Source organism: Pseudomonas sp. GW821-FHT01A09, from assembly GCF_058986725.1.
Genome location: NZ_JBYSWB010000006.1, coordinates 77,505 through 101,987, shown reverse-complemented (window position 1 = coordinate 101,987; position 24,483 = coordinate 77,505). Strand labels below are relative to the sequence as shown.

Here is a 24,483-nt window from a genome sequence, read left to right as displayed (position 1 = left end):
TAGGCTGCAGGGGGCGGTCAGATGCGCCCGAACTTGGCAAGCAGATCCTGGAAGGTGGCACCCTCCAGGATCAACTCGCGCATCGAGGCTTCGTTGCGGGCGATGGTCTGCGCGCGTTCGTACACCGCTTCCATGCGCGCCTGAGGAACCACCGCCACGCCGATTTCGTCAGCCACGATGAGGTCGCCGGGGTAGATCATCACGCCGCCGCAGGAGATCGGTACGTTGATGGCGATGGGTTCGCGCCGGCCGCTCAGGGCGGTGTGCGCCTGGCGCGGGCCGCTGGCTTTGGCCGAGACCGGAAAGTCGAGAAAGCGCGCCTCGTCGGTGTCGCGGCAGCTGCCATCGATCACTGCGCCGACGACGCCGGCGTTCTTCGCCAGGCCGGTCATCAGCCCACCCCAGATCGAGGTTTCGGTTTCGCCGAAGGCGTCGATGACGATGACGTCGCCGGGCATGGCGACAGTGAACACTTCGAGGCAATCGACGATGTCGCCCGCTGCCAGTTGCACGGTCAGGGCGGTTCCGATGATCTTCTTGTCGGCACCCTTGGGCTTGATGTCGGTACGCATGGTGCCGGAGCGCTCGAGGGCGTCGGAGACCACGCAAGACAGCGACATCACCTCGGCCATGGCGACGAAACGCGCAACCAGTTCACGGTCTACCTGGGGGCTTGGGTTAACGGTAATGCTCATGGGGATATCCTCTGGGATTCAAGGGTAAACAGGGTTGAGGGGTTTTTCGCCCTGCAACACCGCGCGCACGTTCAAGGCAGCGGTGCGGCGGCATTCGTCCAGGGCCTCTTGCGAGACGTAGGCGACGTGAGGGGTGACCAGGCAGTTGGCGAGGGCGAACAGGGGATTGCCGGCCGGCGACCAGGCTTGTTGCTTGGCGGGTTCTTCTTCGGTGTCGTCCAGCGCGGCAGCGGCGATATGGCCGCTTGCCAAGGCATGGTGCAACGCGCTGTTGTCGATCACCTTGCCCCGCGAGCAATTGACCACCAGTGCGCCCTTCTTCATCAGCGCAAAGGCGCGCTCGTCCAGCAAATGATGGGTATCGGGAGTGTAGGGGCACATCACATCGACTAGGTCGGCACTGCGCAGCAGGTCATCGAGTTCGACCTTCCGGACCCCGTGGGCGTGCATCAGGCTGGCCGAAACGTAGGGGTCATACGCGATGAGTTCGAGGCCGAACGCCTGAAGCTTGCGCGCCATGTTCTGGGCGATCCGGCCAAAGCCGACCAGGCCGAACACGCTGCCGCGCAAACGCCGGATGGGCCGGTTCCAGTCCGACCAGTGCCAGGCACCCTGGCGCGTGGCGGCAGCGTAAGACGGAATCGAGCGCATGATCGTCAGCGCCATGCTGATGGAGTGGTCGGCGACTTCCTCAATGCAGTAATCCGGCACGTTGGTCACGACGATGCCCGCGCGGTGGGCGGCGTCGACATCAAGGATGTCGACGCCAATGCCGTAGCGCGCAATGACCTTGCAATGTGCCAGCGCGGCGATGGTCGCGGCATCGATGCGCGCGTACTGCTGCAGGAGGCCAGCGGCATCCGCGGCCAGCTCCGCCAGGCCTTCGCCGGAGCGCGCCTGCAGGCCGATCACTTCGATGCCGGCGGGTTCGAGAATGGCTTTTTCAATCGACAGATCGGGATAGTCGAAGTCGGTGACATAGACCTTGGGCACGTGGGTTCACCTGTTGTTATTGGATTTATTGACCGCGGTGTTGTGTCTCTCCATGTTGCGCTATGCGCAACACAATTGCCTCACATGCAACACATTATCAAACCCTAGCTGATAATCCCTCGGCATTCAAAGCTATTTTCATCTCAGGCCATGCCGGGTGACGATCGGGCCACAGGTGCAGGTTGACAGGAACCCCTTTCGGCATCAATCATATTGTGGACACAACATCCACATTGTGGACGGAGAACAAAAAATGTCTGATACCCTCGAGCAACGCCCCGTGTACACCGCCGATGAGCTCAAGCGCATGCCCTTTCAGCACGCGCAACCTCAAGCCATGCTGCCTGATCTCGTGGTACCCAACGCCGTCCCCGTGGACGAGCGCATCTGGGTGCCACAGGCGGAAAACGTGTGGTTCCGCCCCCTGTGCCTGAACCGTTCAGCCGGCTACTGGATCAATCTTCTGCGGGTGCGCAAATCTGGCGTGCTTAGCCGTCACCGCCACCCTGGGCCGGTGCACGCCTATGTGATCAAGGGCCGCTGGCGCTACCTGGAACATGACTGGGAAGCCACCGAAGGCGGCTATGCCTTCGAGCCACCAGGAGAAACCCACACCCTGGTCGTGGATGAGGGGGTCGAAGAGATGATCACCCTGTTCAACGTGCAGGGCTGCATGTACTACGTCGACCCCTGGGGCGCCAACGTCGGCTACGAAGACGTCTTCACCAAGATCGACATGTGCCGCAAGTACTACGAAAGCGTGGGCCTGGGCGCTGATTACGTCGACCAGTTCATTCGCTGACGCCTGACCGTTCAAAGGGCTGGCGGCCTTCCCCAGCCCGTGTGTTTCCTGTCTCGACAATAATCACAAAGAGAGAGAATCATGCCTGCTCCCCTCGCGAAATCCGCGAAGCTTAGGCGTATCCAGTGGATGGCGGTCACCTTCCTGACCGTTGCCGGCTTCGTCAACTACATCGATCGCAGTGCCCTGTCGATCGCCAATTCGGCCATCCGAGAAGAGATGGCCCTGACCCCTACCGAGATGGGCTTGCTGTTGTCGGCCTTCTCCTTGGCCTACGCGTTCTCCCAACTGCCGGTCGGCGCCCTGATCGACCGCCTGGGCAACCGCCTGGTGCTGGGCGCGGGTATCTGCTTCTGGTCCGTGGCGCAGCTGCTGTGCGGCATGGTCAATTCCTTCTCCCAGTTCATGCTGGCTCGCACGGTGCTGGGTATCGGCGAGTCGCCGCTGTTCCCCGCCGGTGCCAAGGTGGTCAGCGAGTGGTTCACGGTGCGCGAGCGCGGTGGGCCGACCGGGATGTTCATCGCCTCCAGCTGCATCGCGCCTTGCCTGGCGCCACCGCTGCTGACTGCGATCATGCTGGCCTTCGGCTGGCGCTGGATGTTCGTGTTCACCGGGATCGCCGGGTTGCTGGTGGGTATCGGCTGGTACGCCTGCTACCGCAACCGCAGTGAAGCGAGTCTGCAGCACAGCGACCTGGAGCACCTGGCGCAGCACGAGGAGGTCGAGCAAAGCAGCGCCAAGATGAGCTGGCGCGAATGGCGCCAGTTGTTCACCCACCGCACCACCTGGGGCATGTTGCTAGGGTTTGCCGGGGTGATCTACATGGTCTGGCTGTATCTGACCTGGCTGCCGAGCTATCTGGAGCACGACCGCGGCCTTTCGGTGGCGCACGCCGGTTGGGTGGTGGCCATTCCTTATGTGTTCGGCGCCTTGGGGATGATCAGCGCCGGGCAGATCGCCGACTACCTGTCGCGGCGCAACCTGCCGGTCATTGCCTCGCGTAAGTGGACCGTGTGCATCGGCCTGCTGGGCGGCGCTCTAGCCACAGTGCCGGCTGCCTACACGCCGGACCTGGTTTGGGCCATGGTGCTGATTTCCATCGCCATGTTCTTCATCAACCTGGCCAGCGCCGCTTGCTGGACCATGGTCAGCGTCATCGCGCCCAAGCGCAAAGTCGCGTCGGTAGGCAGCATCCAGAATTTCGGCGGCTACCTGGGCGGCTCCTTCGCGCCCGTGATCACCGGTTGGGTGGTGCAGACCACCGGCACCTATGAAGGCGCCCTGGTCGCCAGCGGTGTAATCGCCGTGCTGGGCGCCATCGCCTACGCCGTGCTGGTCAAGGAGCCGATTCCCGCCGTCGACAGTGCCGACCTCTATTCCCCTTCCCCTGCGGAGCAACACTCATGACCTATACCCCTGACCTGTTTGCCGGCAAGACCGCGGTCGTCACCGGCGGCACCACCGGCATTGGCGCCGGCGTGGCGCTGATGCTGGCCGAACTGGGCGCCGAAGTACTCGCCATCGGGTTCAATCCCGAAGCCCTGGAAATACCCGCCGGCCGCAAGCTGCGCGCGATGCAAGTAGACGTCACCGACACCGAGGCACTCCGCGCCGTGTTCAGCGCCTTGCCGCGCCTGGACATACTGATCAACTGCGCCGGGGTGATACGCCGCGTCGAGGAGCACGAGATCGACGTGTTCGAAAAGGTCATCGACATCAACCTCAACGGCACCATGCGCTGCTGCCGCCTGGCCCGCGAGAAACTCGCTGCAAACGCTGGGGTGATCGTCAATACCGCATCGATGCTGAGCTTTTTCGGCGGCGCTCTGGTGCCTGCCTACAGCGCCAGCAAGGGCGCGGTGATGCAATTGACGAAATCGCTCGCCATTGCGTACGCTGCCGATGGCATTCGGGTCAATGCCGTGGCGCCAGGCTGGATTGCCACGCCGTTGACCGCGGCGCTGCAGCAGGATCCAAAACGCTCGCAGCCCATTCTTCAACGCACCCCCCTGGGCCGCTGGGGCCAGCCGCAGGACATCGCCCAAGCGGTGGTGTTCCTGTGCAGCCCTGCCGCGGCCTTCATCACCGGCACTATCCTGCCGGTGGACGGGGGCTACCTGGTGGCATAGATACCTGACATGGCTTCAGCTCAAAACGATGTACCCGGCACGGCGGCCTTCACCAAGTTCATGAACGTGTTGCAGGCCGTGGCCGATGCGCCCCAGGCGCCCTCGGTGACCGAGCTGTCGAAAACCCTTGGCTATCCGCGTCCTACGACCCATCGCATCGTCGCGGCGCTGTTGGCCGAGGGCATGTTGCTGGAAATGGGCAGCGACAGCCGCCTGGGCCTGGGGCCGCGGCTGATCGGCCTGGCGTACAAGGCCTGGGAGGGCTCGGACCTGCGTGCAGTGGCTGAGCCGTTCATCGAGCATTTGCGCGACAGCCTCGACGAAACCGTGCACCTGGCTGTGCGCAGCGGCCCGGAAATGACCTACATCAGCAAACTCGAATCGCGTCGCACGGTACGCATGGCCTCACGCGTGGGCACCCGGGTGACCTTGTATTCCAGCTCGGTGGGCAAGGCCTGGCTGTCACAGCGCCCCGCCGATGAGGTACGCAGGCTGTTGAAAGGCTTGACGCTAAGCCCCTTCACGCCCAAGACCACCACCGATCTCGACAGCCTGATCGCGGAGATCGAGCTCAGCGCACGCCGCGGCTACACCACCGATATCGAAGAAAACGAAGAAGACATCTGCTGCTTCGGTTGCCCCATCGTCACCGCCAGCCAGGGCGTGGTGGCCTGCGTCAGCGTGAGCATGCCCAGCTACCGCTTCCACGCCCTTGATCCTCAGGTCGCAATCGCCGCGATTCAAACCTGCACTGCAAAGATTTCCCGGCAGCTGGAGTTGCGCATGGGCAAAAGCCAGGGCTGAGCGCTGGCCTTTACTCGGCGGGCTCGCCCACGCGGTCGGATCGCGGCGTCGACAGCGGCAAGATCATGCTGGGCGAGGCTGTCCACTCACATCAGTACTCACTGCGGCGATCAGGATGTTTGCCGGGGGGATTATTGTGTGGAGCTGGTGGTGACAGCGGATCATGCGCGTCCTCCTGCGCTCTCTCGCTCGACGCCGTCACCTGATGGCTCTTGGGAGCACATCGCAGCACTCAGCGAATCGATCGCCTTCAGCCTCGCCGGCTCCCCAGGCATCATGAGGTTGATCATGACTTCATGGGTGCCATAGTCATCGGCCAGCCGCCGGAGCTGTGCTGCAACCTGGGGTCCGGTACCGTAGATAAGCCTGCCGCGATTACGCTCACGAACAGCCAACTCCTCATGGCCCCAACGGTGAGCACGGGTAGTGGCCAACGACGGCACCCGATCAAAGGGGCTGGCGCTTTCGGCATAGGTCAGCCAGAGATGAAAAGCATCGGCAAACTCCTCGGCCTGAGCTTCGGTGTCGCCTACTGCAACGAATACGGTGGCAATCACTGAGGGGTTGCTGGCGAAATCAGTCGGCTGGAATGCCGCCCGGTACGCTTTGGCCGCCAGCGGGCCGTCGCCGCGCGGATTGATGAAGTGCGCGAACGTGAAGCCTAGCCCCGCTTGTGCAGCAATCTCTGCCGTCGCACCTGATGCACCGAGTACGAAAGGCTGTGGCACGCCCGCGGTGAGCGGATGCGCTTGCATCCCTTCATAGTCCGAATCCGGCGCGTGGTTACCCGTCACGAACCCCAGCAGATCGACAACCTTGCGTTGATAGGGAAGCGATCGGCCCTTCTCGTCGTTGAGCGCCGTGCTCGTACGGCGGTCGGCGCCTGGTGCGCGGCCAAAACCCAAATCGACGCGCCGCGGAAAAAGCGCTTCCAGCAATTGATAATTTTCGGCGAGCTTCAAGCTGCTGTAGTTAGGCAAGAGCACGCCACCGGAGCCAACGCGAATATGTTGCGTTGCCGAAGCAATGCGGGCCATGAGTATTTCTGGAGAATTACCGGCTGTCGCGGGAGCGCCATGGTGCTCGGACACCCAGAACCGCTTGAAGCCCTTGGATTCAACGTGCTGAGCCAGGCGTACGGAGGCCGCGAGGGCGTCCACCGGCTGGAGATTTTCATCCACCGGGGAGTAGTCCAGGATGCTCAGTTCAATAGACCGGGACATGGATCACGCTCCTTGCGATGCGGAAATACTCTGCGCGGGGCTTGCTTCACCCGTCGGCCAAACCACGTCAAGCCGGGTGCGAGTAATGCGCCACTGTCCATCGATACGCCGATACTCATCGGCATAAAGCCCCAGTAGCAACAGGGGATTGGGGTCCGGCTTGGTGGCTGTCTCGAAATCGATCAGATAGCAACGACCTTCAGCGGTATCCGGCCCGGTCAGTTGTACCCAATGATTTGTGATTGCATGCATAAAGGGGTAGCTACCCCGATGATCGCGGTCGTAGAGCTTGAAGGCTTCAGCCAGTCCGGCCCGGATCGCGTCGATGCCCTCCATCCTGCCGACGGTAACCTCCACCACCGCATCGACAGAGAAAACCTGATCGAGGGCTTGAATGTCGTTGCTGTCCAGATGATGGGCGTAGAGCGTCCTGAGGTTACGTATCTCTTCGCGGTCGAGCAGGCCTTTGAGTAGTGCTTCCATGGTATTGATCTCTGTGAATGGTGGTGATGAAGAGGTCCAAGCCCGCGCTACCCCTGCTCTCCAGCGGCTCCATGGGGGCGAAGCCACCGGCGGCGTCATCCGAGTGGCAATCGGTGAGCAGCGCGATCCATGATCCTCCTCGCCTGATGAGTGAAGAACGATATGGACCCACTCTAAGCTTGCTTCTCGAAAAGAAAATCCACCTTCAAGTACGAGCATTCTGGAACTAGAGGATCAACTGGTAGTTTTCCTAATAAGGCTGACCGCATGGAGTCAGCAGCGGCGGTATCGCCTCGCCTGCGACGCTGGTCCGAACGAAAGACGGCTGAAGTTCACCACGCATTCCAGCCTCCCAGGACAATCTCAGTATCTTTTTCACTCATTAATCGCTGCCAGCCAATGAATTATTCTCGGGATCCACTTTGAAACCTTCGCGAGCGATATCCCGCTCTGCACTCTTCATAAGCGAGAACAGCGATGAGCAAACTCTTTCAGCCCTTCGACCTGGCAGGCACGCCAATGACGAACCGTATTGTCATGGCGCCCATGACCCGCGCCCGTGCCCTGGAGGATATTCCCGACGAGCACACCGTTCTTTACTACCAACAGCGGGCATCGGCGGGCTTGATCATTACCGAAGGCGTACCGATTTCGCGCCAGGGTTGTGGCTACCTCTTCAACCCTGGCCTCTACAACGACGAGCAAACCCAAGCGTGGCGCAGCGTGACTGACGCCGTTCATGGCGCCGGCGGGCATATCTTTGCGCAACTCTGGCATGTCGGGCGCCTGTCACACGTGTCGATTCAACCGGATAACGCCGCCCCGGTATCATCAGTGGCGGTCACTGCCGCAAACAGCAAGGCCTACGCATGGGTCGAGCCCGGCCAGCCCGGCCCGGTACAAGCCAGCAAGCCACGCGCACTCACCGTCGACGAGATACACGACATTACCGCTGAGTTCGTCGAAGCGGCGCGCCGTGCCATCGACGCCGGATTCGACGGCATTGAACTGCATGGCGCCAACGGCTATCTGTTCGAACAGTTTCTCAATGGCGCGTTGAACACTCGCACAGACGAGTACGGCGGCTCCCCAGACAACCGGCAGCGTTTTTTGCTCGAAACGCTCGATGCGTTATGCGCCGAAATTGGCCGCCGTCGAGTGAGCGTTCGACTGTCGCCATTCGGTCGCCTCTACGACATGCAGCCCTATGCCGACGAAAAGGAAACATGGCTGACGCTGGCGCAGGCATTGTCACAACGTGACCTTGCCTATGTGCATCTCAGCGACCAACTGACCATCGGCGCTCAGCGCATCCCCGAAGGCTTCGCCACCCAGTTCCGCCACGCTTACCGCGGTACGCTAGTGGCGGCCGGCGGATTCACCCGTGAGACGGCCGATCTGGCACTGGAGCGTGGCGACCTCGACCTCATCGCGTTCGGTCGCCCTTTCATCGCCAATCCAGATCTGGTCGAGCGCCTGAAAAATGGATTACCTATTGCCGAGGCCGACCGCGCAACCTGGTATGGCGTCGAGGACTCCATCACCCGCGGGTACACAGACTACCCGACCTACGACGCCGCCCAAGCCTGATAGGTCGACAGGAGCGAGGGCAGCAACAGCTGTTCCTGCCTTCGCCACCTGTCATGCGTCGCCCGGCGCAAACAACTCGCTGTACTGCTCCGACATCGCCAGCAACTCGTCGATGATGATCCTGACCTTGGGTTGTATGTAGCGGGTGCGCGGCCAGATGACATGGATCGGCATACGCGCACCGGCGTATTGATCCAGCACCGTCACCAATGCACCGCTTTGCAAGTGCTCGTCTACCAGCCACGTCGGCAACTGGCATAGCCCGCCGCCCTCCACGGTCGCTTTGAGCATCATTTCACCGTCACCGAACTCGTGGCGTACACGTATCTCCTGGTGCTCCAGCAAGCCCTTCTCGCCTTTGAGCAGCCATGTCGCCCGCAGGCCTTTGCGCCAGGCGATGATGCAATCGTGGGTAAGCAGATCGGCTTTTTCCTTCACCGGCGAGCGGCCGCGCAGGTATCCAGGCGCTGCGCATATCACCAGCCGTTGCTCGCCCAACCGTCGCGCCACGAGCTCGGGGTCATCCATCAAATCACCGATGCGTACAGCCAGATCGATACCCTCGGCCACCATGTCGACTTTGCGCTCGCCGAACGTCATGGTCAGATCCAACTGAGTGAACTGCGACGTCAGACGAATCAGCATGGGTGCGATGTGGCGCCGTCCAAACGCCGCTGGCAGGTCTATGCGCAAGCGCCCCCTGGGTTCGGCATGCCCGGTCGATAGCCAGCTTTCGGTTTGCTGCAAGCTCTCCATCACCTGCACGCAGGTCGCCAGATAAGCCTCGCCCTCGTTGGTCAGGCTCAACCGTCGTGTAGTGCGGTGCAGCAATTTGATGCCAAGGCGTTTTTCCAGACGTGAAACGCTCTTGCCCACGGCAGAACTGGTGACGCCCAACTTCAGTGAGGCCGCAGTGAAGCTCTCGAGCTGAGCCGCGAGAATGAACTCAGGGATACCATCGACTTGCAGGGTTTCCATCAACATCACCGATCGCGAAAAATTCATTGAACGATGCTATCGCATCGGCGCAACAGAGCGCTTGGGCGCGGCGCTTACTCCAAGCCGATCTCCCAAGGTGGCAGCGGCGTCCAGGCCGCCACCAGCGCATCGATGAACTGGCGAGTCTTGGGGCTCAGACCGCCTGGCTCAACTAAGCGCGCAGGTGCAGCTGTACAAAGCGCTGGGGGGTGGCTGGCAGACATCCATCGCAGTCATCAGTAAATGAACGATGCACGCGACCACTACCGGTCGCGCCGCACTGAAGCGCAACCTGATGGAATCGCCATTGACGAACAATTGCTATCTGGCTCTGAGCTAATCTGCAGGTGACCTTCGTCGAGCTGTACCGCGAGCGCAGCGTGTCGCGCACAGCCCTGGCAAGTGCCGTTGGCCAAACGCTCGAGCCGTTGCAGCGCCGCGCCCACCGCCGTTGACCCCACGCGATCAGGCCGGTGAAAACAGTCCGCTCAAAGCAGCCATATCCTGAACCCGTTCCAGGTGATTGATCTGGTCAATCAGCTGTTCGGCGCGCTCGCTGCCGATCACCGGCGTGATCAAATCACGCACCTTCGCGTTCACCGCCTCGACGCTCAAAGGATTCTCCTTCGTTCCAGAGGGAAAACGGGTGTGTTGGGTAAACGACTGGCCATCGTTGAGCGTCACGGTCACGATGGCGCCCCGGGGCGCGGCGGGATCGTCCAGGGCCTTGTCGATGGCGACCGAGATCTTGCGCCGCTGTTCGAGCATCTTCGGATCATGCATCAGCGCCACATCGTGGCTATCGGCAAACGACACCGCGCCCTTGACCAACGCGATCGCGACCATGTGCGCGCAGTTGACGTCAGGCATCGCGCTATCGCCTACTATGCCAATCGCGTCGCTGGGGACCTTCACCTCCACGCGCTGCACCTGGTCGGCCGTGAGCTGGTGCTGCTTGCGCAGGGTCAGCAGCGCGTCGAGCGGCGCCTGAATCGGGTAGCCGACCGAATAGGTCTTGATCGCCGTCTCGGTGATGAAGAAGCGGCTGCCCAGGCCGGCGATCATCTCTTGCGGATTCGGCTTGGCCGACAGCGCGATCAGCAGGTTATGAGTACCGTCCAGCACATCACCGACGCCAGTCATCCCAGCCTGCACCATGGTCACCGCCTGCACGCCATTGCGCGCGCCCATACCGGCAAAGTCGAAGGCCTTTTCGATATGGTCCTTGTCCTTGACCCAGCTCCACAGGCCCGACTCCTGCTGCGCCGCGTACGACAGCGCGAAGCAGGTGCGCTGCTCGTCCAGCTCGGCCAGCGAAGCCGCGGCACCGACCGCGCCGAAGGTCGCTGCGGTGCCCTCGGCGCTGCGGTGCGAGGCCCGCACGCTGTCGGGCCCCAAGGCCATCAACAGCCGGCAGCCGGTGTCATAGCGAGGGTCACGGCACGCATGAAGGCTTCGCCGCTGCGCTGTTGCCATTGCGCCATGGCCAGCGCCGCCGGCACCACCGAGCTGCCGGGGTGGGCCTTGGTAACGGGTTCGAAATCATCGGTTTCATCCGAATGCGCGCACATGGCATTCGCGAGTGCCGCGTTGACCACCGTCGTGCGCACCTTGGAACCTATGACGCTGGCCTGCTCGGTGCCGCCCTGCCCTTGCACATAAGCCGTCGCCAGTTGCCCGGGGCGCATGCGCGAGCCCGAGAGCATGGCGCCGAAGGTGTCGAGAATGTGGCTCTTGCAGGCCGCCGCGACTTCGGCCGGCAAGGGTGTGGAACGCGCAGCGACCATATAGGCCGCCAACTGGCGGGTGATGTCGGCGCCCGGATCGGCGGCCAGCAACGAGCGCAGCGGGGTCATGCCAGCGCTGAGCGCGAGACTGCCCTGCAAGACGCGGCGGCGCGACCATGATGGTAGATGGGACATGTAAAACCTCCTGGCCTTCACGGCGCCACGGGCGCCAGGCTTCTGTAATGGTCAGCCCGCCACGGTGGCAGCTTTGGCGATGGCGTCGGCGCTCTGCAGTTGCTCCACGTCGCGGCACAGGGCGATCAGCTTTTGGGCCTGTGCGTCAGGGAGGATGCCTTTGGCCAGGTCGGTGAATTTGGCCTCCAGCTGTTGGTCGGTCATGGGTACCTCCAGGCTGCCGATGGCGTGCTGAATGAACTTGTGCAAGGTACGGCCATCCTTGAGGGTGATGGTCATGTCGACCTGCTCGGGCCTGATCGCTGGGTCGACGGTGGCGACCACCTTGTCGCGCAGGGCGATCACGTCCGGGTCTTGCACCGCCTGGTCGCTGTATTGGCGCTCGCCAGCGGCGCCCTGGATGATGGCCACGGCCACCGAGTGGTAGATGCTGAACTTGCCCTCGAGGCCGATTTTCGGGGTCTTCTTGCCCGTCAGTTCAAGCACCAGTGGATGAACCTTGAGATCGACCTTGGCAATCTGGTCGGCTTTCAAGTTATTTTCGTTGCGTAGCTGAATCGCCGCGTCCAGCGCCGGGTGAATGACGATACCGCAAGCGAACGGCTTGTAAGTATTGAGCGCCGACTCGTAGCGCGTGCCGAGCCCATCGGTGATCTGGGCGAAATCCTGCTTGGTGCTGATAGTGTGAGCCCAGCCGCGCTTGGCTTCGATCATGGCGTCGGAGCTGGTGTAGTTCTGCGCTGCCAGCAGCGCCGCGAACAGGCCGTTGGCGGCGGCGCGCCCGGGGTTGAAACTCTTGTTCATCGAACCGAAGGATTCGCGCAGGCCTACTGGCTGCGACGCGGCCAGGCCCAATGCCCAGATCATCTGCTGTTCACTGAGCCCGAGAATCTTACCGGCTGCAGCGGCGGCCCCGAACACCCCTGCCGTCCCGGTGATATGCCAACCCACATCGTAGTGCTCGGGATAGACCGAGTTGCCGATCCGGCATTCGGTCTCGACGCCGAGCACCAGCGCGTTGAGAAATTCCTTGCCGGACACGGGATGGTATTCGCACAGCGCCAGAATCGCCGAGACCACCGGCCCCGCCGGGTGGATGATGGTCTTGAGGTGGGTGTCGTCGAAATCGAAGATATGGCTGGCAACGCCGTTGAGAAAGGCCGCGTTCATGATATCGAAGCGCTCCGAACGCCCTAGCAGGTGCGCCTGGGGCGGCCCGGAAAACGGCGTAAGGGCTGCGATCGCCCGCTGCACCGTTTCGTGGTGCGAACCGCCTACCGCAACGCCTACCCAGTTGAGCAAGGTGCGCACGCCTTCCTTGCGCACCTTGGCGGGCAGGTCTTCATAGCGTGCGGTGACGATGTAATGGGCAAGGATGCGGGTCACGTCCTTGCCATCGTTGTTGTTCGCCGGGGCAGCACCGGTGCTGCCGGGGGCCGCGTCGGCGGCGAAGGTCAGGCGTGGCGCAGCGGCGGCCAGCGAGGCAAGCGCCCCGACTTTCAAAAGGCCGCGGCGGTTGAATGAGTCCATCTGAGTGCTCCCTGTGCTTGTCTTTGTGTGGTGGCACGTGCGTGACGCACAGAACGATCATGAAGGAGCTGACTCAGTATGTTAATTGCAGCCATCGGATGGATTTATGCACGGCGAACATAAAGTCGAGATGAGCGACCTGCGCACGTTCGTGACAGTTGCCGAGCGCGGCAGCTTCAGCGCCGCCGCTCGCGACCTGCACCTGTCGCAACCGGCGCTGTCCAGGCGCATCGCCAAGCTGGAGGCGCGCCTGGGCTTGAGCCTGATCGAGCGCACCACGCGCCACGTCGACCTGACCACTGCCGGCCGCGACTTCGCGCGCAAGGCGCGGGAGGTACTGAACCTGTTCGAGTCATCGCTGCAGGGCGTCAGCGGCAGCGCCAACCCGTTGTACGGCGAGGTCACGGTCGCCTGCGTGCCCTCGGCGGTGATCCACTCCCTGCCCGAGGTGCTCCAGCGCTACCGCAGCCTGTATCCGCGGGTGCTGGTGCGGGTCATCGACGAAGGCGCCAGCCATGGGCTTTCCTGCGTAGTGAAGGGTGAAGCGGACTTCGGTATCAACTACGTCGGCGCGCAGGAGATGAACATCGAATTCGAGGCCATCTCCAGGGAGCGCTTCGTGGTCGCCTGTCGCCACGATCACCCCTTGGCCCACCGTACCTCGTTGACCTGGGCCGACCTGCGAGGCCATGACTACATCGCCGTGGCCAAGGCCAGTGGTAATCGCTTCCTGCTGGACATGGCCTTGGCCGACTTCCCCGAACTGCCTCAGCCGGTGTGTGAAGCCCGCCACGTTCGCACCGTGGTCGATATGGTCGAAGCCGGCCTGGGCATCGCCGCCGTGCCGCTGTCGGCGATTCCCGCGCGGGCGCCGGGCTTGCGGGCGATCAGCCTGGAAGGGCCGCAGGTCTTTCGCACCCTTGGGCTGATCAAGCGCCGTGGACGGGTGCTGTCGAACGTGGCGCAGCATTTGTACGAGATGCTCAGGGAGTCGCATGCTTGCGAGGGGTAAAGGCTGCAGAGCATAGCCACCTTCGGCGTAATCGAACGGCATATGGCTGGTGCCGAGGCGGCGAGGTGCTGGAGTGCCGAACGAGGCCAAGCCATAGCGTCAGGTTCCGCCCTATCGACCTTGGCCTCGGGCATGGTGGCGGCACACGCGGCGTCGAACGGCAACGACAAACACCCCCCGTTATGCGAGCTGATCATCGATGGCGCAATAAGAACAACAATCCAGCCCCGCAGGACGCAGGGCCGGAACATCGGGGTAGCCTTTACTGGCCTTTGACCGCACCTGGCAGCGCGTAAGCGATAACGTAGTCACCGCGGTTGTCGTTGGTACCGGTGCGCGTCGCGCCACCAACCGTGATTACCACGTATTGCTTGCCATCACGACCGACATACGACATCGGTGCGCCCTGCCCGCCCACCGGCAGGCGATCGCGCCACAGTTCCTTGCCGGTGTCATTGTCCAACGCACGGACGTAGTAGTCCAAGGTGCCGTGGAAGAACGTCAGACCACCCTTGGTCACCAGCGGCCCGCCCATGGTCGGCATGCCCAGCGGCATGTTCACACCGGGAACGAAGCCATGCACCGGCGCGTCCTGGATGCTGCCCATCGGCACTTGCCACTTGGTTTTGCCGGTGGTCAGGTCGATTGCCGTCATGCTGCCGAACGGCGGCTTGAAGCACGGAACGCCCAGCGCCGAAACGAACATCGAGCGCTCCACTCCCCATGGCGTACCCAACTGCTCGGAATACTCCCCTTCAGTGGTCGGCTTGTAGCCTTTGCGTGCCGCGTCTTCGCGTTTGATGAACCGGCCCCACTGCGCCATGCGGATATCGTTGACGATCAGCGTGCCGGTGGAGGCGTCAATGGCACCTCCACCCCAATTGATGCCGCCGTAATAACCTGGGTAGATCAGCGTCCGCTGGCCATCGGTAATCGGCGTGAACTCGCCTTCCCAACGCATTTCCTTGAAGTCGATGCGGCACATCAGTTGGTCGAACACCGTCGCCCCCCACATGTCCGACTCTTTAAGGCGCTCGGCGCCCACGGACAACTGCGAGTAGGGTTGAGTCGGCGCAATGTGCATCCCCGGCATGCCATCGGTGGCCACCTTACGCTGTTCCACAGGGAACACCGGAGTACCGTCACGGCGGTCGAGCACAAAGATCTGACCACGCTTGGTCATCGCGATGATGACAGAGGTGGTGCCGCCCTTTTTGTTTGGCAGATCATAGAGAATCGGCTGGGCCGACACGTCATAGTCGAACATGTCATGGTTGGCGGTACGGAAGTGCCACTTGTCGACACCGGTTTTTACGTCGATGGCGACGATCGAGTCGTTGTACTCGTCCGAGCCCTCATGTCGGTTGCCGTTCCAGAAATCCGGAGTCTGATTGCCTGTCGGAATGTACACCAGGCCCAGCTTGGCGTCGTAGGCTGCAGTGCCCCAGAAGTTTGGCGACTCTTTCGGGTACAGTTCGCCGTCAGGCAGAGGAATGCCGCGCTTTGGATTGCGTGCATCCCAGGCCCACAGCAGCTCGCCGGTGCGCACGTCGAAACCACGGGTCACACCCGAAGGTTCATCGGTTTTCAGGTTGTCGTTGATCTTGCCGCCGACAACCACGACATCACCCGCCACCAGAGGCGCGGAGGTCAGGTAATAGGAACCGTCGGTGTTAGGCCCGATGCCCTTGAGCAGATCGACCACACCGTGATCGCCGAACGAGTCGCAGAGCTTGCCGGTATCGGCGTCGAGTTCGAGCAGACGCGCATCGACCGTGGTGGTCACGATGCGGCGGCGGCATTCGGCAGGTTGAGCCGCAGCAGCGCCAGCAGCAGGTACCGCTGGCACATCGGCGTTGGCCTGGGCCTTGTCGAGGTCGTAATAGCCCACACCGCGGCAACGCTTCCAGCCTTTGTTCGCCGGCGTTTCCTTGATGTGCGCGTCGAATTTCCATTTTTGCGCGCCTGTGACCGGGTCCAGGGCGAACACGTTGTTCAGTGGCGAACAGAGGTAGACGGTGTCGTCGACCTTGAGCGGTGTGCCCTGGTATTCAGCGCCGTCGATGGCCATGTCGCCCGTATGGAAGGTCCAGGCAACCTGGAGGTCCTTGACGTTGGCCTTGTTGATCTGGTCGAACTGTGCGAAACGCTCACCGTGAGTGTTGCGGCCATAAGCGGTCCAGTCGTTGCCATCGGCATTTCCCGCCTCGGGTGCGATCACCTTCGCCTTGGCGCCAGCCTCGGCGACCGCGGTCGGGTGCGGCTGAAACATGCCATAGCCGATGCCCAGGATGCTGACGACCAGTACCAATGACACAACGGCGCGGGGGGCAGCAGTCAGCAGCCGACGATCACCGTCGAGCAAGGGAGCGATCAGGGTCACCACCAAGGCAATCACGATGAAGGTCATCAATCGCGGCACCAACTGCCAGAAATCGAAGCCCACTTCCCACAGCGCCCAAGCCAGTGTGACCACCAGCAAAGCCAGGGCCAGCCAGACGGCTGCGACCCTGCGTCGAATCAGCGTAGCCCCGCAGGCGACCATCAGCACACCCGCCAGCAGGTAGTACCAGCTACCGCCCAGCGAGGCGAGCTTGCCACCGCACACCAGTACCGCCACGCCCAGTAGCGCCAGGATGGAGCCTATGGCGATGGGTACAACGTTTCTCAGTTTCATGCTTGATCCCTGTTCGAATTCGACGATCGCCGAAGCCCATGCTGCGGTCGCCGGCCTGTGCGCAGCACAATGGAGCGGTTGCCCGAAGCCGAACTCCGGAGAGGCGCGGGCTTGGCGGCGTAAAAATGGAAGCGCTTCCATTGCAGAAGCAAAAAAAACAGCACGCTGTGAATGCCCACATTCAAATTGTGGCTGATTGCCAGCTGCTGACCGCCGCAAAGTTTATGGACAGTCATTCACTGCGTCAATGCGCCACAGGACAAAGATGGAATTATTCTCATCCGGTCTCGCCAGCGCTCTGCTTCGCCACTTTCATGGCATTCACACCCCAGTTTCACGCGAAACCGCTATCATGCCGTGCGACGACCATAGCGCTGCCGCAATTCCGTTCCGATGCTGAAGCCGTATTGCCATGACCAAACCCTTCGTAACCCTTGACGATGTCGCCGCTGCCGCCGGCTTGTCACGCGCGCAAGTCTCGCGCGCCCTGAGTGGTCACCCCGGGGTGCGCCCACAAACGCGCGAACGCATCGAATCGCTCGCCGCGCAACTCGGCTACCAGCCCAACCTCGCTGCGCGCAGCCTGGCTTCGGCGCGCTCGTCGATCGTGGGGCTGATCATCGGCGACCTGCACAACCCTTTCCACATCCAGCTCGCCGAGGCGGTCGACTGCGAGTTGAGCGAGGCCGGTTTCGACACGGTAACGTCGTTGCGCACTGCGCAAGAGCCTACCGCGCTCACCCAACGGTTACTGCGCCTGCGCGCCACCGGCGTGGTGATGATCGGCACCCACCACACCACCCGCGCGATTGCCGCGATCGCCGATGCCATGCCCTGCGTGTACATCGGCAGCAAACGCATCAGCCACCCGCGCATCAGCACGATTGCCATCGATGACGAGACTGGGGTGCGCTTGGCCATGGAACATCTGCTGGCGCTTGGGCACGAACGGATTGTCAATTTCGGTGGCAGCCCTATCGAAGCGTCTGCACGTCAGCGCACCAAGGTCTACCACGACATGATGGCCCAGGCCGGCCTGAACCCACTGGCAATACCAGGCTTCCACGACGCGGCTACCGGGCGCCGCGGTGTCGATCTGGCGTTCGCCAGCGGCGAGCCGCCCACGGCCATCTTCGCCTCGAACGATTGCATCGCACTCGGCGCAATCGACCGGCTCAAGGGCATGGGGTTGAGTGTGCCCGAAGCGGTGTCGGTGGTGGGGTTCGACGATATCCCCGACGCCAGCTCCCAGGTATTTTCCCTGACCACCGTGCGCCAGGACTGCAATGCCCAGGCCTCGGCCGCCGTGGCTGCCCTGAAAGCGATCATCGCCGGCAGTAGCGACGTACGCCGCAAGCAGGTGATGCCCGTCGAATTGGTAATCCGGCGCTCCACCGCGGCGCCCGGGAACCGCTGACAGGGCCGGCAGCGTCGATGCGCTGAACGGGAAACAGTTTCCTGGTATTGCCGCTGACAGCAGCAGCCCTACTCCCAATAGTTCGGATGCCTGCGGGCATCGAGCGATTGAGGCAGCGAGCATCCAGTATTGAACCGAAGCCCATCAAGCAGCAGTCATCACTCCTTCCATGAATTTTTGAAGGCGCGCGGAGTCCGTCCTCCTGAGCAGCATCTGTGGTGTCGAATCGTATAAAACCTCGCCGCCTTCCATATAAACGACGCGGTCGGACACACTAAAAGCAAAGTTCATCTCATGGGTGACGATGACCATTGTCATGCCTTCTTCAGCCAACTGCGTGATGACCTTCAGCACTTCATGGACCAGTTCAGGATCAAGCGCAGACGTTGGCTCGTCAAACAGCATCACGGCAGGCCGCATGGCCAAGGCTCGGGCAATGGCGACACGCTGTTGTTGACCGCCGGAGAGTTGATGCGGGTACTTGTAGGCGTGTTCAGCGAGCCCGACCTTGGTCAGCATCGCCAGGCTCAACAAGCGGATCGCTTCCCGGCTGTCGTGGCGGTGATACAGCGGCGCCATCATCACGTTATCTAGCACCGTGCGATGCGCAATCAGATTGAAGCCCTGGAATACCATGCCCACGTGAACGACACGATCCAGATGCTGCTTGGCAGCGCCGCCCTTACCCGGGTGTACAGCCCCGCTCAAGAAGGGCGCCCCCTGCAAGAGCACCGTACCTTTGTCGAGCGTTTCCAGACCGTTCAGGCACCGTATCAGCGTGGTTTTGCCCGACCCTGAAGGACCGATGATAGAGATAACCTCGCCCCATTTAACCTTCAGGGATACCCCCTTGATGACCTCGTTGGTGCCATAGGACTTGCGCCCCTCAATCAGTTCCAACGCATACTCGCCCTTGTGCTCCAGCTCGAGCGCCTTGCGAGTGCTGACTTGCACACTGCTGACCCGTTCCGCATTGGCAACGGCCGGTGCGCGACGAGCGATGTCCAGCTTTCGCTCCAGTGCCTTGAGCAGGAAGGTGAACACCGTGACGATCAGAACGTAGTAGCACGCGACTGCCGCCAGCGTCTCAAGAATCAAAAAGTTTTGCGTGTACAGACGCTCGCCCACCAGCAGAATTTCCGCGAGGGAAATTACCGAAACCAGAGAGGTCAGTTTGACGATGGTGATGTATTCATTGATCAGCGTGGGCAGCGCGATACGAAACGCCTGCGGCACCACGATTAGCCGCTGAATCCCGACATAACGAATGCCCAAGGCTTTCCCAGCTTCGAGCTGCCCTTTGGCAACGGCCAGTAGCCCGCCCCTGTGAATTTCCGCGATATAGGCCGCTTCGCTCAACACCAAGGCAATCAGACCGGCAACGAAAGGATTACCGAGCCAGGCGCTGGCGTGGGGAAGGACCTGAGGAACGTTGTAGATGAAAATCAGCAGTACCAGCAACGGCAAGCTGCGGAAGAACCAGATGTAGATACCGGCGGCGCCGCGTATCAGCGGGTTCCCGGATTGCTTGCCCAGCGCGAGAACAAAGCCTGCAACAATACCGAGCAGCCATGTGGTGACGCTTAGCTGGACAACAGTCCAGGACGCCTGCCAGAAAGCAGCATCGGCAAATAAAGTGATGACGTAATTCCAATCGAACGGCATAACGACTCCTGCACCGCCAGGCCACCCAAGCCTCCCGCCCATGGGAAGCTGGGGTGGCAGGTCGATTACTTGCCGGCGTAAGCCGCCGCGATGTCTTGGGGGGTAGGTTCTTGAAGGTTGTAGCTGGTCAGCATGGCCTGGTACTCACCGTTCTTCTTCAGGTGATCCAACTGCTCAGTGAGCGCCGTGACCAATTCAGAATTGCCTTTGGCTACGCCCAAGCCGATGACGACCGGTTCCAGGACCGTTTCGGAAGAGATGGCCAGACGGCCGTTGGTTTGCTTGACCAGCATTTGCGAAACCGCAGCATCGTCGAATTGCACATCGGCGGCCCGCGATAGCAGGGCCTGTGCGGCCAGGGGCGATGAGTCGTACTCCTGCACAACGATAGGGCCCTGCCCTGCGGGTACACAGTGATCGGTGGATAGCTTGGCAAGGGTGGGCACCCACGCCGCGCCCTTGAGGGAGGCAACCTTTTTGCCGCACAGATCCTCGGGGGTTTGGGGATGGAAATCACTTCCCTTGAGGGTCATCAGCGAGCCGCCGGTTTTCAGGTAAGGCACGTAGTCGATCTGCTTGGCGCGAGCCGGGGTAATGTAAAGCGCCGAAGCAACGACATCGAATTTTTTCCCGGTCAGGCCAATCACCAGATTGGCGAACCGGGTGTCCTGTATTTTGGGGGTAAGCGAAAGGCCCTTGGCGATCTTGCCCATGAGTTCGGCATCGAAGCCGGCGGGCACGTCTTTTTCAAAGTAATCGAAGGGAGCCCAGGTCAGGTCGGAGCCTATTGTAAGGACACCACTTTCAAGCGTCTGCAATGGGGCCGCGCTGGCAGTCGCAGCGATAGCGGTGAAACCACAGACCCACAGGGTTTTAACTAAGCGAGAGCTGGACATGAGATATTCCTGGATCGAGTAGATAGCGTTCAGAGGGCGATGATCGGCATTTCGCGCGGTGCGCGGCGGGTCAAGATCTGCGGACCGCAAGCAGTGATATGGACGTTCTCTTCGTGCACTATCATTTTCCCGGGGGCATACTCCATGCCCGGCTCTATCGTGATGACCATACCTTCCGCCAGTACCGTGTCGTCTCCCGGCATATGCGAAGGCGGCTCCGTCAATTGCAGGCCCAACCCATGCCCTAGCCGGCCGACGTTATTGCGCAGCATTCCGGCGGGCTCCAGCACGTCCATCATGGCGCGCCACAGCTCGGACACCCTGGTACCCGGCACTGCGATACTCATGGCCGCTTCGGTAGCATCCCAGATGGCTTCGTTGGCGCGCAGCGCTTGATCGGCTACCGTGCCAAAGCCAAAGTTGCGGTCGAAATCGCAAAAGTAGCCGTTCACGGTCGCCCCGACATCGATGATCAACACGTCACCGTTTTCGATCACCCGTCCACTGGGCCGCGAAATGATCTGCTCGTAGCCGCCCGCCCCAGAGGCCGCCGCCATGAAAGGCACGGCGTGGGCACCGCCCTGGATGATATCCACCGTCAGCGCCTTGGCGATGTCGCGTTCAGTCTGACCGCAACGGGCATGGGCCGGCAGGTTGTCGAACGCATCGCTAACGATGGAGCATGATTCACGAATATAGGCCACTTCCGCAGGTGACTTGATCGCCCGCACGTTCCAGATACAGGGCGAGCCATCCACCAGCTCGAAAGCCGTGAGGCTGTCCTTGAGCTTGAACAGATCGTTGACGGGCATGCGGATAGTCGACTCACGGCCCATCTCCATCCCCACTCGACCATAGCGGCGCGGCAGCCCCAGCAACGCGTTGGTTAGCAGGCTGACGCCTTCGTCACCAGGGCACGGCGCGGGCCAGCTCAAGGTCTGGCCGATCCAACTGCCCTTGAGCAGTGGTGCGCCGATTTCAGGAACGACCGCGATGCACAAACCACTGGCCGGAATGATCAGAAACCATGGCCGAGTCGGGCTTTCCCAGAACTGGCTGTCGAAACCGCTGAAATAGCGGAAATTGGGGGGTGAGGTCACCAGCAAGGCATCGAGCCGATGCTCTTTCATCTCAGCTTGGGCGCGTGCTACACGCCCCTCGAACTCAGCGCTGGGAAAGGCGAGGTCCATGGTCATCTCCGGAAATTAAGTAAGTGGCAGGGAAACAAGAACTCACGCCGTCGTCGCAAGCGACCACATCGCATCGGTCAATATCTGTGCGCCTGCAACGAGGTCCTCGTCGAGCGTCTTCTCTTTAGGGTTGTGGCTGATGCCGCCGATACTGGGAACGAACAGCATGGCGGTCGGACAAAGCGTGGCCATCATCTGGGCATCGTGGCTCGCACCCGAAACCATACGTTGGCTGCTGGCACCTCGCGACTTCGCGGTGGCTTGCAGGGTGTCGCATAACGTCGTGTCGAACCTTACGCCAAGGGCTCTGGACAGATGGCTCAGCTGCACCACGAATCCTAGGTCCTCCAGCTTTTTGGCCTCGGTTCTGAGCAGCAGGTCCGCTTCGCGCAATTGGCCATCCTCTGCGTCGCGAAAATCCACAGTGAAGCGGGCAAGACCTGGTACGACATTGATGGCATTGGGCTCCAGAGTGAAAGTCCCCACGGTAGCGACGGCTGGCAGACGTTCGAGACAGGCCGAGGCTTGCAGTGCGCAGGCCAGGCGCATAGCCGCCACACCGGCGTCGAGCCGGAGCCCCATTGGTGTGGTCCCGGCATGGTTGGCGCAGCCTTGCACTACCACCTCCCACCATGAGTGGCCCTGAACACCCTCAACAATCCCGATTGCTGTGCCGTTGGCCTCCAGACAGGGTCCTTGCTCGATATGCAACTCTATGAATTTGCTTGGTAGAAGCGCCCAGGGAGAAGACTCGCCGGCGTAGCCGATGCGCTTCAGTTCGCCGGCAACGGATTTTCCATCTCGCGATTGCGTTGCCAATGCGTCTTCAAGACTGATGTCCTTGGCGATGACCCGAGAGCCGAGAAGATCCGGAGAAAACCGCACGCCTTCTTCATTACTGAACACCGCGACTGCCAACGATACGTTGGGTTGCAACGCTGCGTCGCGGATCGCCTGAAGCATCTCGATGCCAGCTACCACGCCATAGCAGCCATCGAGCAGCCCGCCTCGCGCAACTGTGTCGATATGCGAGCCGGTCATGACGGGCGCGCCTGATGACACACCCTGAATGGCGCCATAGAGATTACCGATGCTGTCCACGGTCACCGCTGCACCAGCGTTTTCTAGCCATGTCTTGATCAGATCACGCGCCTGGCCGTCTTCATCGCTGAACGCCAGGCGAGTACACCCACCTGATTCGACGGCACCGATTTGGCCGAGCGATCGAAGACGAGCGAGCATCCGTTCGCCACTAATGATTGGACGACTCATGGTAGGGCCCTGGCTTTGCGCAAAAGCGACTCGTAGAGGGCTTCGTCAGTGGCGCCCTCGGTGTTGAACAGCAGAACGACCGAATTGGTGTTCAAACCTAGTACCTGGCGAGCTTGCGCGGACAACATGAGTGCCTGCAGCCCGCCCAGGCCGGCCGCGCCACTTTCTCCGCCTTTTATCACCGGGTCATCGCCCAAAGGCGTCGCCATCGCGGCCATCGCGCGTAAACCCGCTTCATCCGAGATGGTCACGAAAGCCGATGCCTGTTTGGCTAGAATGCGCCACGCGATCAGCGAAGGTTCGTAGCACTCCAGCATCGCCATGACCGTGGCTTGCTGCGGCGCGCTGCGGGTGGCGCAGCCATTTATAGCGCTCTCATACAGGCATGCCGCCTTGTCTGGCTCGACCACAATGACCTTCGGTGCGGCCTCTTCCAAGCTGTTGGTCAGGTAGGCAGAAACCGCAGCTGCAAATCCGCCCACGCCGGCTTGTAAAAACACATGGGTGACCGACTGGCCCAACACCTGCATCTGAGCCACGGCTTCCTGCGCCATGATCAGATAACCCTGCATGACCCAAGTAGGAATGCTTTCATAGCCGGGCCATGACGTATCGGATACAACGTACCAGCCGCGCTCGGCGGCCATGCGCGAAGCATGTTCAACCGAATCGTCATAATTGCCTGGCACGCGGATAACCTCTGCCCCTAGCGCCCTGATAGCATCGGCTCGGCTTTGGCTGACGCCTGCATGGACAAATATGACCGACCTGCAACCTACAACCCTCGCGGCGGCCGCCACCGCACGCCCATGGTTTCCGTCCGTCGCGCAGGTCACGGTCAAGCCGGCGGCGCCTGCTCGTACCGAGGGAAGGTCGAGATCTGCAGCGTCCAGTTGCCGCCCCAACGCATTTCCGACCTCCTGGAGCACCAGCCTGATAACTGCATGACCACCTCCCAATGCTTTGAAACTTCGCAGGCTGGAGCGTTGCCCCTCATCCTTGACCAGAATCGCCCCCACACCGAGGCTGCGAGCTAGAGCAGTGAGTTCATACAAAGGAGTTTGCTGGTAGTCGACGCAGGCCAGATGCTTCTGTACCTCCTCGACCGCATCCGGGGAGAACGCCTCGGTCGAAGCCTGCCGAGCCGAAGGTGATTGAGAAAAACCAGAATTGAGATGAAAAGACATCGAAGGACCTGGGGATCA

21 protein-coding genes and 1 pseudogene are annotated in these 24,483 nt (G+C 61.5%); 8 read left to right on the top strand and 14 right to left on the bottom strand.

All coding sequences use genetic code 11. The annotated features are described in order from the left end of the window. Positions 1-17: 17 nt before the first annotated feature. Together AC3WJP_RS09760 and AC3WJP_RS09755 are read right to left on the bottom strand one after the other, a co-directional pair. The gene (locus tag AC3WJP_RS09760) at positions 18-695 is read right to left on the bottom strand and encodes an RraA family protein (RefSeq protein WP_493720705.1); all 678 of its coding nucleotides are present in this window, start codon (positions 693-695) and stop codon (positions 18-20) included. A gap of 18 nt (positions 696-713) precedes the next feature. Further along, positions 714-1,688 (bottom strand): C-terminal binding protein, encoded by a 975-nt coding sequence (locus tag AC3WJP_RS09755; protein WP_493720704.1) that lies wholly within the window; start codon positions 1,686-1,688, stop codon positions 714-716. 253 nt (positions 1,689-1,941) lie between these two features. On the opposite strand from AC3WJP_RS09755, the gene AC3WJP_RS09750 reads away from it, so the two are divergent. The 4 genes from AC3WJP_RS09750 to AC3WJP_RS09735 all read left to right on the top strand — a co-directional run bounded on the left by AC3WJP_RS09750 (position 1,942) and on the right by AC3WJP_RS09735 (position 5,423). Beyond that, complete coding sequence (locus tag AC3WJP_RS09750; RefSeq protein WP_493720703.1) at positions 1,942-2,490, top strand: 2,4'-dihydroxyacetophenone dioxygenase family protein; 549 nt, start codon at positions 1,942-1,944, stop codon at positions 2,488-2,490. 81 nt (positions 2,491-2,571) lie between these two features. Beyond that, a complete protein-coding gene (locus tag AC3WJP_RS09745) occupies positions 2,572-3,897 on the top strand; it encodes an MFS transporter (protein ID WP_493720702.1) in 1,326 nt (441 codons plus the stop codon). Continuing rightward, a complete protein-coding gene (locus tag AC3WJP_RS09740; protein WP_493720701.1) occupies positions 3,894-4,619 on the top strand; it encodes an SDR family NAD(P)-dependent oxidoreductase in 726 nt (241 codons plus the stop codon). The genes AC3WJP_RS09745 and AC3WJP_RS09740 overlap by 4 nt, the downstream gene beginning before the upstream one ends. A gap of 9 nt (positions 4,620-4,628) precedes the next feature. Continuing rightward, positions 4,629-5,423 carry an IclR family transcriptional regulator gene (locus AC3WJP_RS09735; protein WP_493720700.1) on the top strand — a complete coding sequence of 265 codons (795 nt, stop codon included), beginning with the start codon at positions 4,629-4,631 and terminating at the stop codon, positions 5,421-5,423. Between the two features lie 161 nt (positions 5,424-5,584). Here the strand turns inward: AC3WJP_RS09735 and AC3WJP_RS09730 are convergent, their stop codons facing one another. After that, positions 5,585-6,646, bottom strand: coding sequence for an MsnO8 family LLM class oxidoreductase (locus AC3WJP_RS09730; RefSeq protein ID WP_493720699.1), 1,062 nt, complete (start codon positions 6,644-6,646; stop codon positions 5,585-5,587). A gap of 3 nt (positions 6,647-6,649) precedes the next feature. After that, a complete protein-coding gene (locus AC3WJP_RS09725) occupies positions 6,650-7,129 on the bottom strand; it encodes a nuclear transport factor 2 family protein (protein WP_493720698.1) in 480 nt (159 codons plus the stop codon). Positions 7,130-7,606: 477 nt separating this feature from the next. Between AC3WJP_RS09725 and AC3WJP_RS09720 the strand changes: the two genes are divergently transcribed. After that, entirely contained in the window at positions 7,607-8,719 is a 1,113-nt protein-coding gene (locus tag AC3WJP_RS09720; RefSeq protein ID WP_493720697.1) for an alkene reductase, read from the top strand. 51 nt (positions 8,720-8,770) lie between these two features. Here AC3WJP_RS09720 and AC3WJP_RS09715 read toward each other — a convergent pair whose 3' ends face one another. From AC3WJP_RS09715 to AC3WJP_RS09700, 4 genes and pseudogenes are all read right to left on the bottom strand, one after another. Next, complete coding sequence (locus AC3WJP_RS09715) at positions 8,771-9,724, bottom strand: LysR family transcriptional regulator (RefSeq protein WP_493720696.1); 954 nt, start codon at positions 9,722-9,724, stop codon at positions 8,771-8,773. Between the two features lie 438 nt (positions 9,725-10,162). Then, positions 10,163-10,762 carry an MmgE/PrpD family protein gene (locus AC3WJP_RS09710; RefSeq protein ID WP_493720877.1) on the bottom strand — a complete coding sequence of 200 codons (600 nt, stop codon included), beginning with the start codon at positions 10,760-10,762 and terminating at the stop codon, positions 10,163-10,165. A 63-nt stretch (positions 10,763-10,825) separates the two neighbouring features. Next, positions 10,826-11,484 (bottom strand): annotated as a pseudogene (locus AC3WJP_RS09705) (MmgE/PrpD family protein); the annotation flags it as partial. 186 nt (positions 11,485-11,670) lie between these two features. Next, complete coding sequence (locus AC3WJP_RS09700; protein WP_493720695.1) at positions 11,671-13,149, bottom strand: MmgE/PrpD family protein; 1,479 nt, start codon at positions 13,147-13,149, stop codon at positions 11,671-11,673. A 106-nt stretch (positions 13,150-13,255) separates the two neighbouring features. Between AC3WJP_RS09700 and AC3WJP_RS09695 the strand changes: the two genes are divergently transcribed. Beyond that, entirely contained in the window at positions 13,256-14,161 is a 906-nt protein-coding gene (locus AC3WJP_RS09695; protein ID WP_493720694.1) for a LysR family transcriptional regulator, read from the top strand. A 262-nt stretch (positions 14,162-14,423) separates the two neighbouring features. Here the strand turns inward: AC3WJP_RS09695 and AC3WJP_RS09690 are convergent, their stop codons facing one another. Further along, positions 14,424-16,838, bottom strand: coding sequence for a membrane-bound PQQ-dependent dehydrogenase, glucose/quinate/shikimate family (locus AC3WJP_RS09690; RefSeq protein WP_493720693.1), 2,415 nt, complete (start codon positions 16,836-16,838; stop codon positions 14,424-14,426). A gap of 125 nt (positions 16,839-16,963) precedes the next feature. On the opposite strand from AC3WJP_RS09690, the gene AC3WJP_RS09685 reads away from it, so the two are divergent. Next, positions 16,964-17,254, top strand: a complete 291-nt coding sequence (locus tag AC3WJP_RS09685) for a hypothetical protein (RefSeq protein ID WP_493720692.1) — start codon at positions 16,964-16,966, stop codon at positions 17,252-17,254. Further along, positions 17,251-18,255, top strand: a complete 1,005-nt coding sequence (locus tag AC3WJP_RS09680) for a LacI family DNA-binding transcriptional regulator (RefSeq protein ID WP_493720691.1) — start codon at positions 17,251-17,253, stop codon at positions 18,253-18,255. Before AC3WJP_RS09685 ends, AC3WJP_RS09680 begins: the two co-directional genes overlap by 4 nt. Before the next feature lie 144 nt (positions 18,256-18,399). Here AC3WJP_RS09680 and AC3WJP_RS09675 read toward each other — a convergent pair whose 3' ends face one another. The 5 genes from AC3WJP_RS09675 to AC3WJP_RS09655 form a co-directional block, all read right to left on the bottom strand. Next, a complete protein-coding gene (locus tag AC3WJP_RS09675) occupies positions 18,400-19,920 on the bottom strand; it encodes an amino acid ABC transporter permease/ATP-binding protein (protein ID WP_493720690.1) in 1,521 nt (506 codons plus the stop codon). Positions 19,921-19,985: 65 nt separating this feature from the next. Next, a complete protein-coding gene (locus tag AC3WJP_RS09670; RefSeq protein WP_493720689.1) occupies positions 19,986-20,816 on the bottom strand; it encodes an ABC transporter substrate-binding protein in 831 nt (276 codons plus the stop codon). Positions 20,817-20,845: 29 nt separating this feature from the next. Then, positions 20,846-22,006 carry a M24 family metallopeptidase gene (locus AC3WJP_RS09665; RefSeq protein ID WP_493720688.1) on the bottom strand — a complete coding sequence of 387 codons (1,161 nt, stop codon included), beginning with the start codon at positions 22,004-22,006 and terminating at the stop codon, positions 20,846-20,848. 42 nt (positions 22,007-22,048) lie between these two features. Further along, entirely contained in the window at positions 22,049-23,278 is a 1,230-nt protein-coding gene (locus AC3WJP_RS09660) for a M20 family metallo-hydrolase (RefSeq protein ID WP_493720687.1), read from the bottom strand. Further along, complete coding sequence (locus AC3WJP_RS09655; RefSeq protein WP_493720686.1) at positions 23,275-24,465, bottom strand: diaminopropionate ammonia-lyase; 1,191 nt, start codon at positions 24,463-24,465, stop codon at positions 23,275-23,277. Before AC3WJP_RS09655 ends, AC3WJP_RS09660 begins: the two co-directional genes overlap by 4 nt. Between the last annotated feature and the right edge of the window lie 18 nt (positions 24,466-24,483).

Coding starts and splice junctions, on each gene's coding strand:
- AC3WJP_RS09660 (WP_493720687.1), bottom strand. CDS start 23,278: ATGAGTCGTCCAATCATTAGTGGCGAACGGATGCTCGCTCGTCTTCGA.
- AC3WJP_RS09745 (WP_493720702.1), top strand. CDS start 2,572: ATGCCTGCTCCCCTCGCGAAATCCGCGAAGCTTAGGCGTATCCAGTGG.
- AC3WJP_RS09685 (WP_493720692.1), top strand. CDS start 16,964: ATGGAAGCGCTTCCATTGCAGAAGCAAAAAAAACAGCACGCTGTGAAT.
- AC3WJP_RS09720 (WP_493720697.1), top strand. CDS start 7,607: ATGAGCAAACTCTTTCAGCCCTTCGACCTGGCAGGCACGCCAATGACG.
- AC3WJP_RS09665 (WP_493720688.1), bottom strand. CDS start 22,006: ATGGACCTCGCCTTTCCCAGCGCTGAGTTCGAGGGGCGTGTAGCACGC.
- AC3WJP_RS09695 (WP_493720694.1), top strand. CDS start 13,256: ATGCACGGCGAACATAAAGTCGAGATGAGCGACCTGCGCACGTTCGTG.
- AC3WJP_RS09715 (WP_493720696.1), bottom strand. CDS start 9,724: ATGAATTTTTCGCGATCGGTGATGTTGATGGAAACCCTGCAAGTCGAT.
- AC3WJP_RS09760 (WP_493720705.1), bottom strand. CDS start 695: ATGAGCATTACCGTTAACCCAAGCCCCCAGGTAGACCGTGAACTGGTT.
- AC3WJP_RS09750 (WP_493720703.1), top strand. CDS start 1,942: ATGTCTGATACCCTCGAGCAACGCCCCGTGTACACCGCCGATGAGCTC.
- AC3WJP_RS09655 (WP_493720686.1), bottom strand. CDS start 24,465: ATGTCTTTTCATCTCAATTCTGGTTTTTCTCAATCACCTTCGGCTCGG.
- AC3WJP_RS09730 (WP_493720699.1), bottom strand. CDS start 6,646: ATGTCCCGGTCTATTGAACTGAGCATCCTGGACTACTCCCCGGTGGAT.
- AC3WJP_RS09710 (WP_493720877.1), bottom strand. CDS start 10,762: ATGATCGCCGGCCTGGGCAGCCGCTTCTTCATCACCGAGACGGCGATC.
- AC3WJP_RS09670 (WP_493720689.1), bottom strand. CDS start 20,816: ATGTCCAGCTCTCGCTTAGTTAAAACCCTGTGGGTCTGTGGTTTCACC.
- AC3WJP_RS09700 (WP_493720695.1), bottom strand. CDS start 13,149: ATGGACTCATTCAACCGCCGCGGCCTTTTGAAAGTCGGGGCGCTTGCC.
- AC3WJP_RS09735 (WP_493720700.1), top strand. CDS start 4,629: ATGGCTTCAGCTCAAAACGATGTACCCGGCACGGCGGCCTTCACCAAG.
- AC3WJP_RS09690 (WP_493720693.1), bottom strand. CDS start 16,838: ATGAAACTGAGAAACGTTGTACCCATCGCCATAGGCTCCATCCTGGCG.
- AC3WJP_RS09680 (WP_493720691.1), top strand. CDS start 17,251: ATGACCAAACCCTTCGTAACCCTTGACGATGTCGCCGCTGCCGCCGGC.
- AC3WJP_RS09740 (WP_493720701.1), top strand. CDS start 3,894: ATGACCTATACCCCTGACCTGTTTGCCGGCAAGACCGCGGTCGTCACC.
- AC3WJP_RS09675 (WP_493720690.1), bottom strand. CDS start 19,920: ATGCCGTTCGATTGGAATTACGTCATCACTTTATTTGCCGATGCTGCT.
- AC3WJP_RS09725 (WP_493720698.1), bottom strand. CDS start 7,129: ATGGAAGCACTACTCAAAGGCCTGCTCGACCGCGAAGAGATACGTAAC.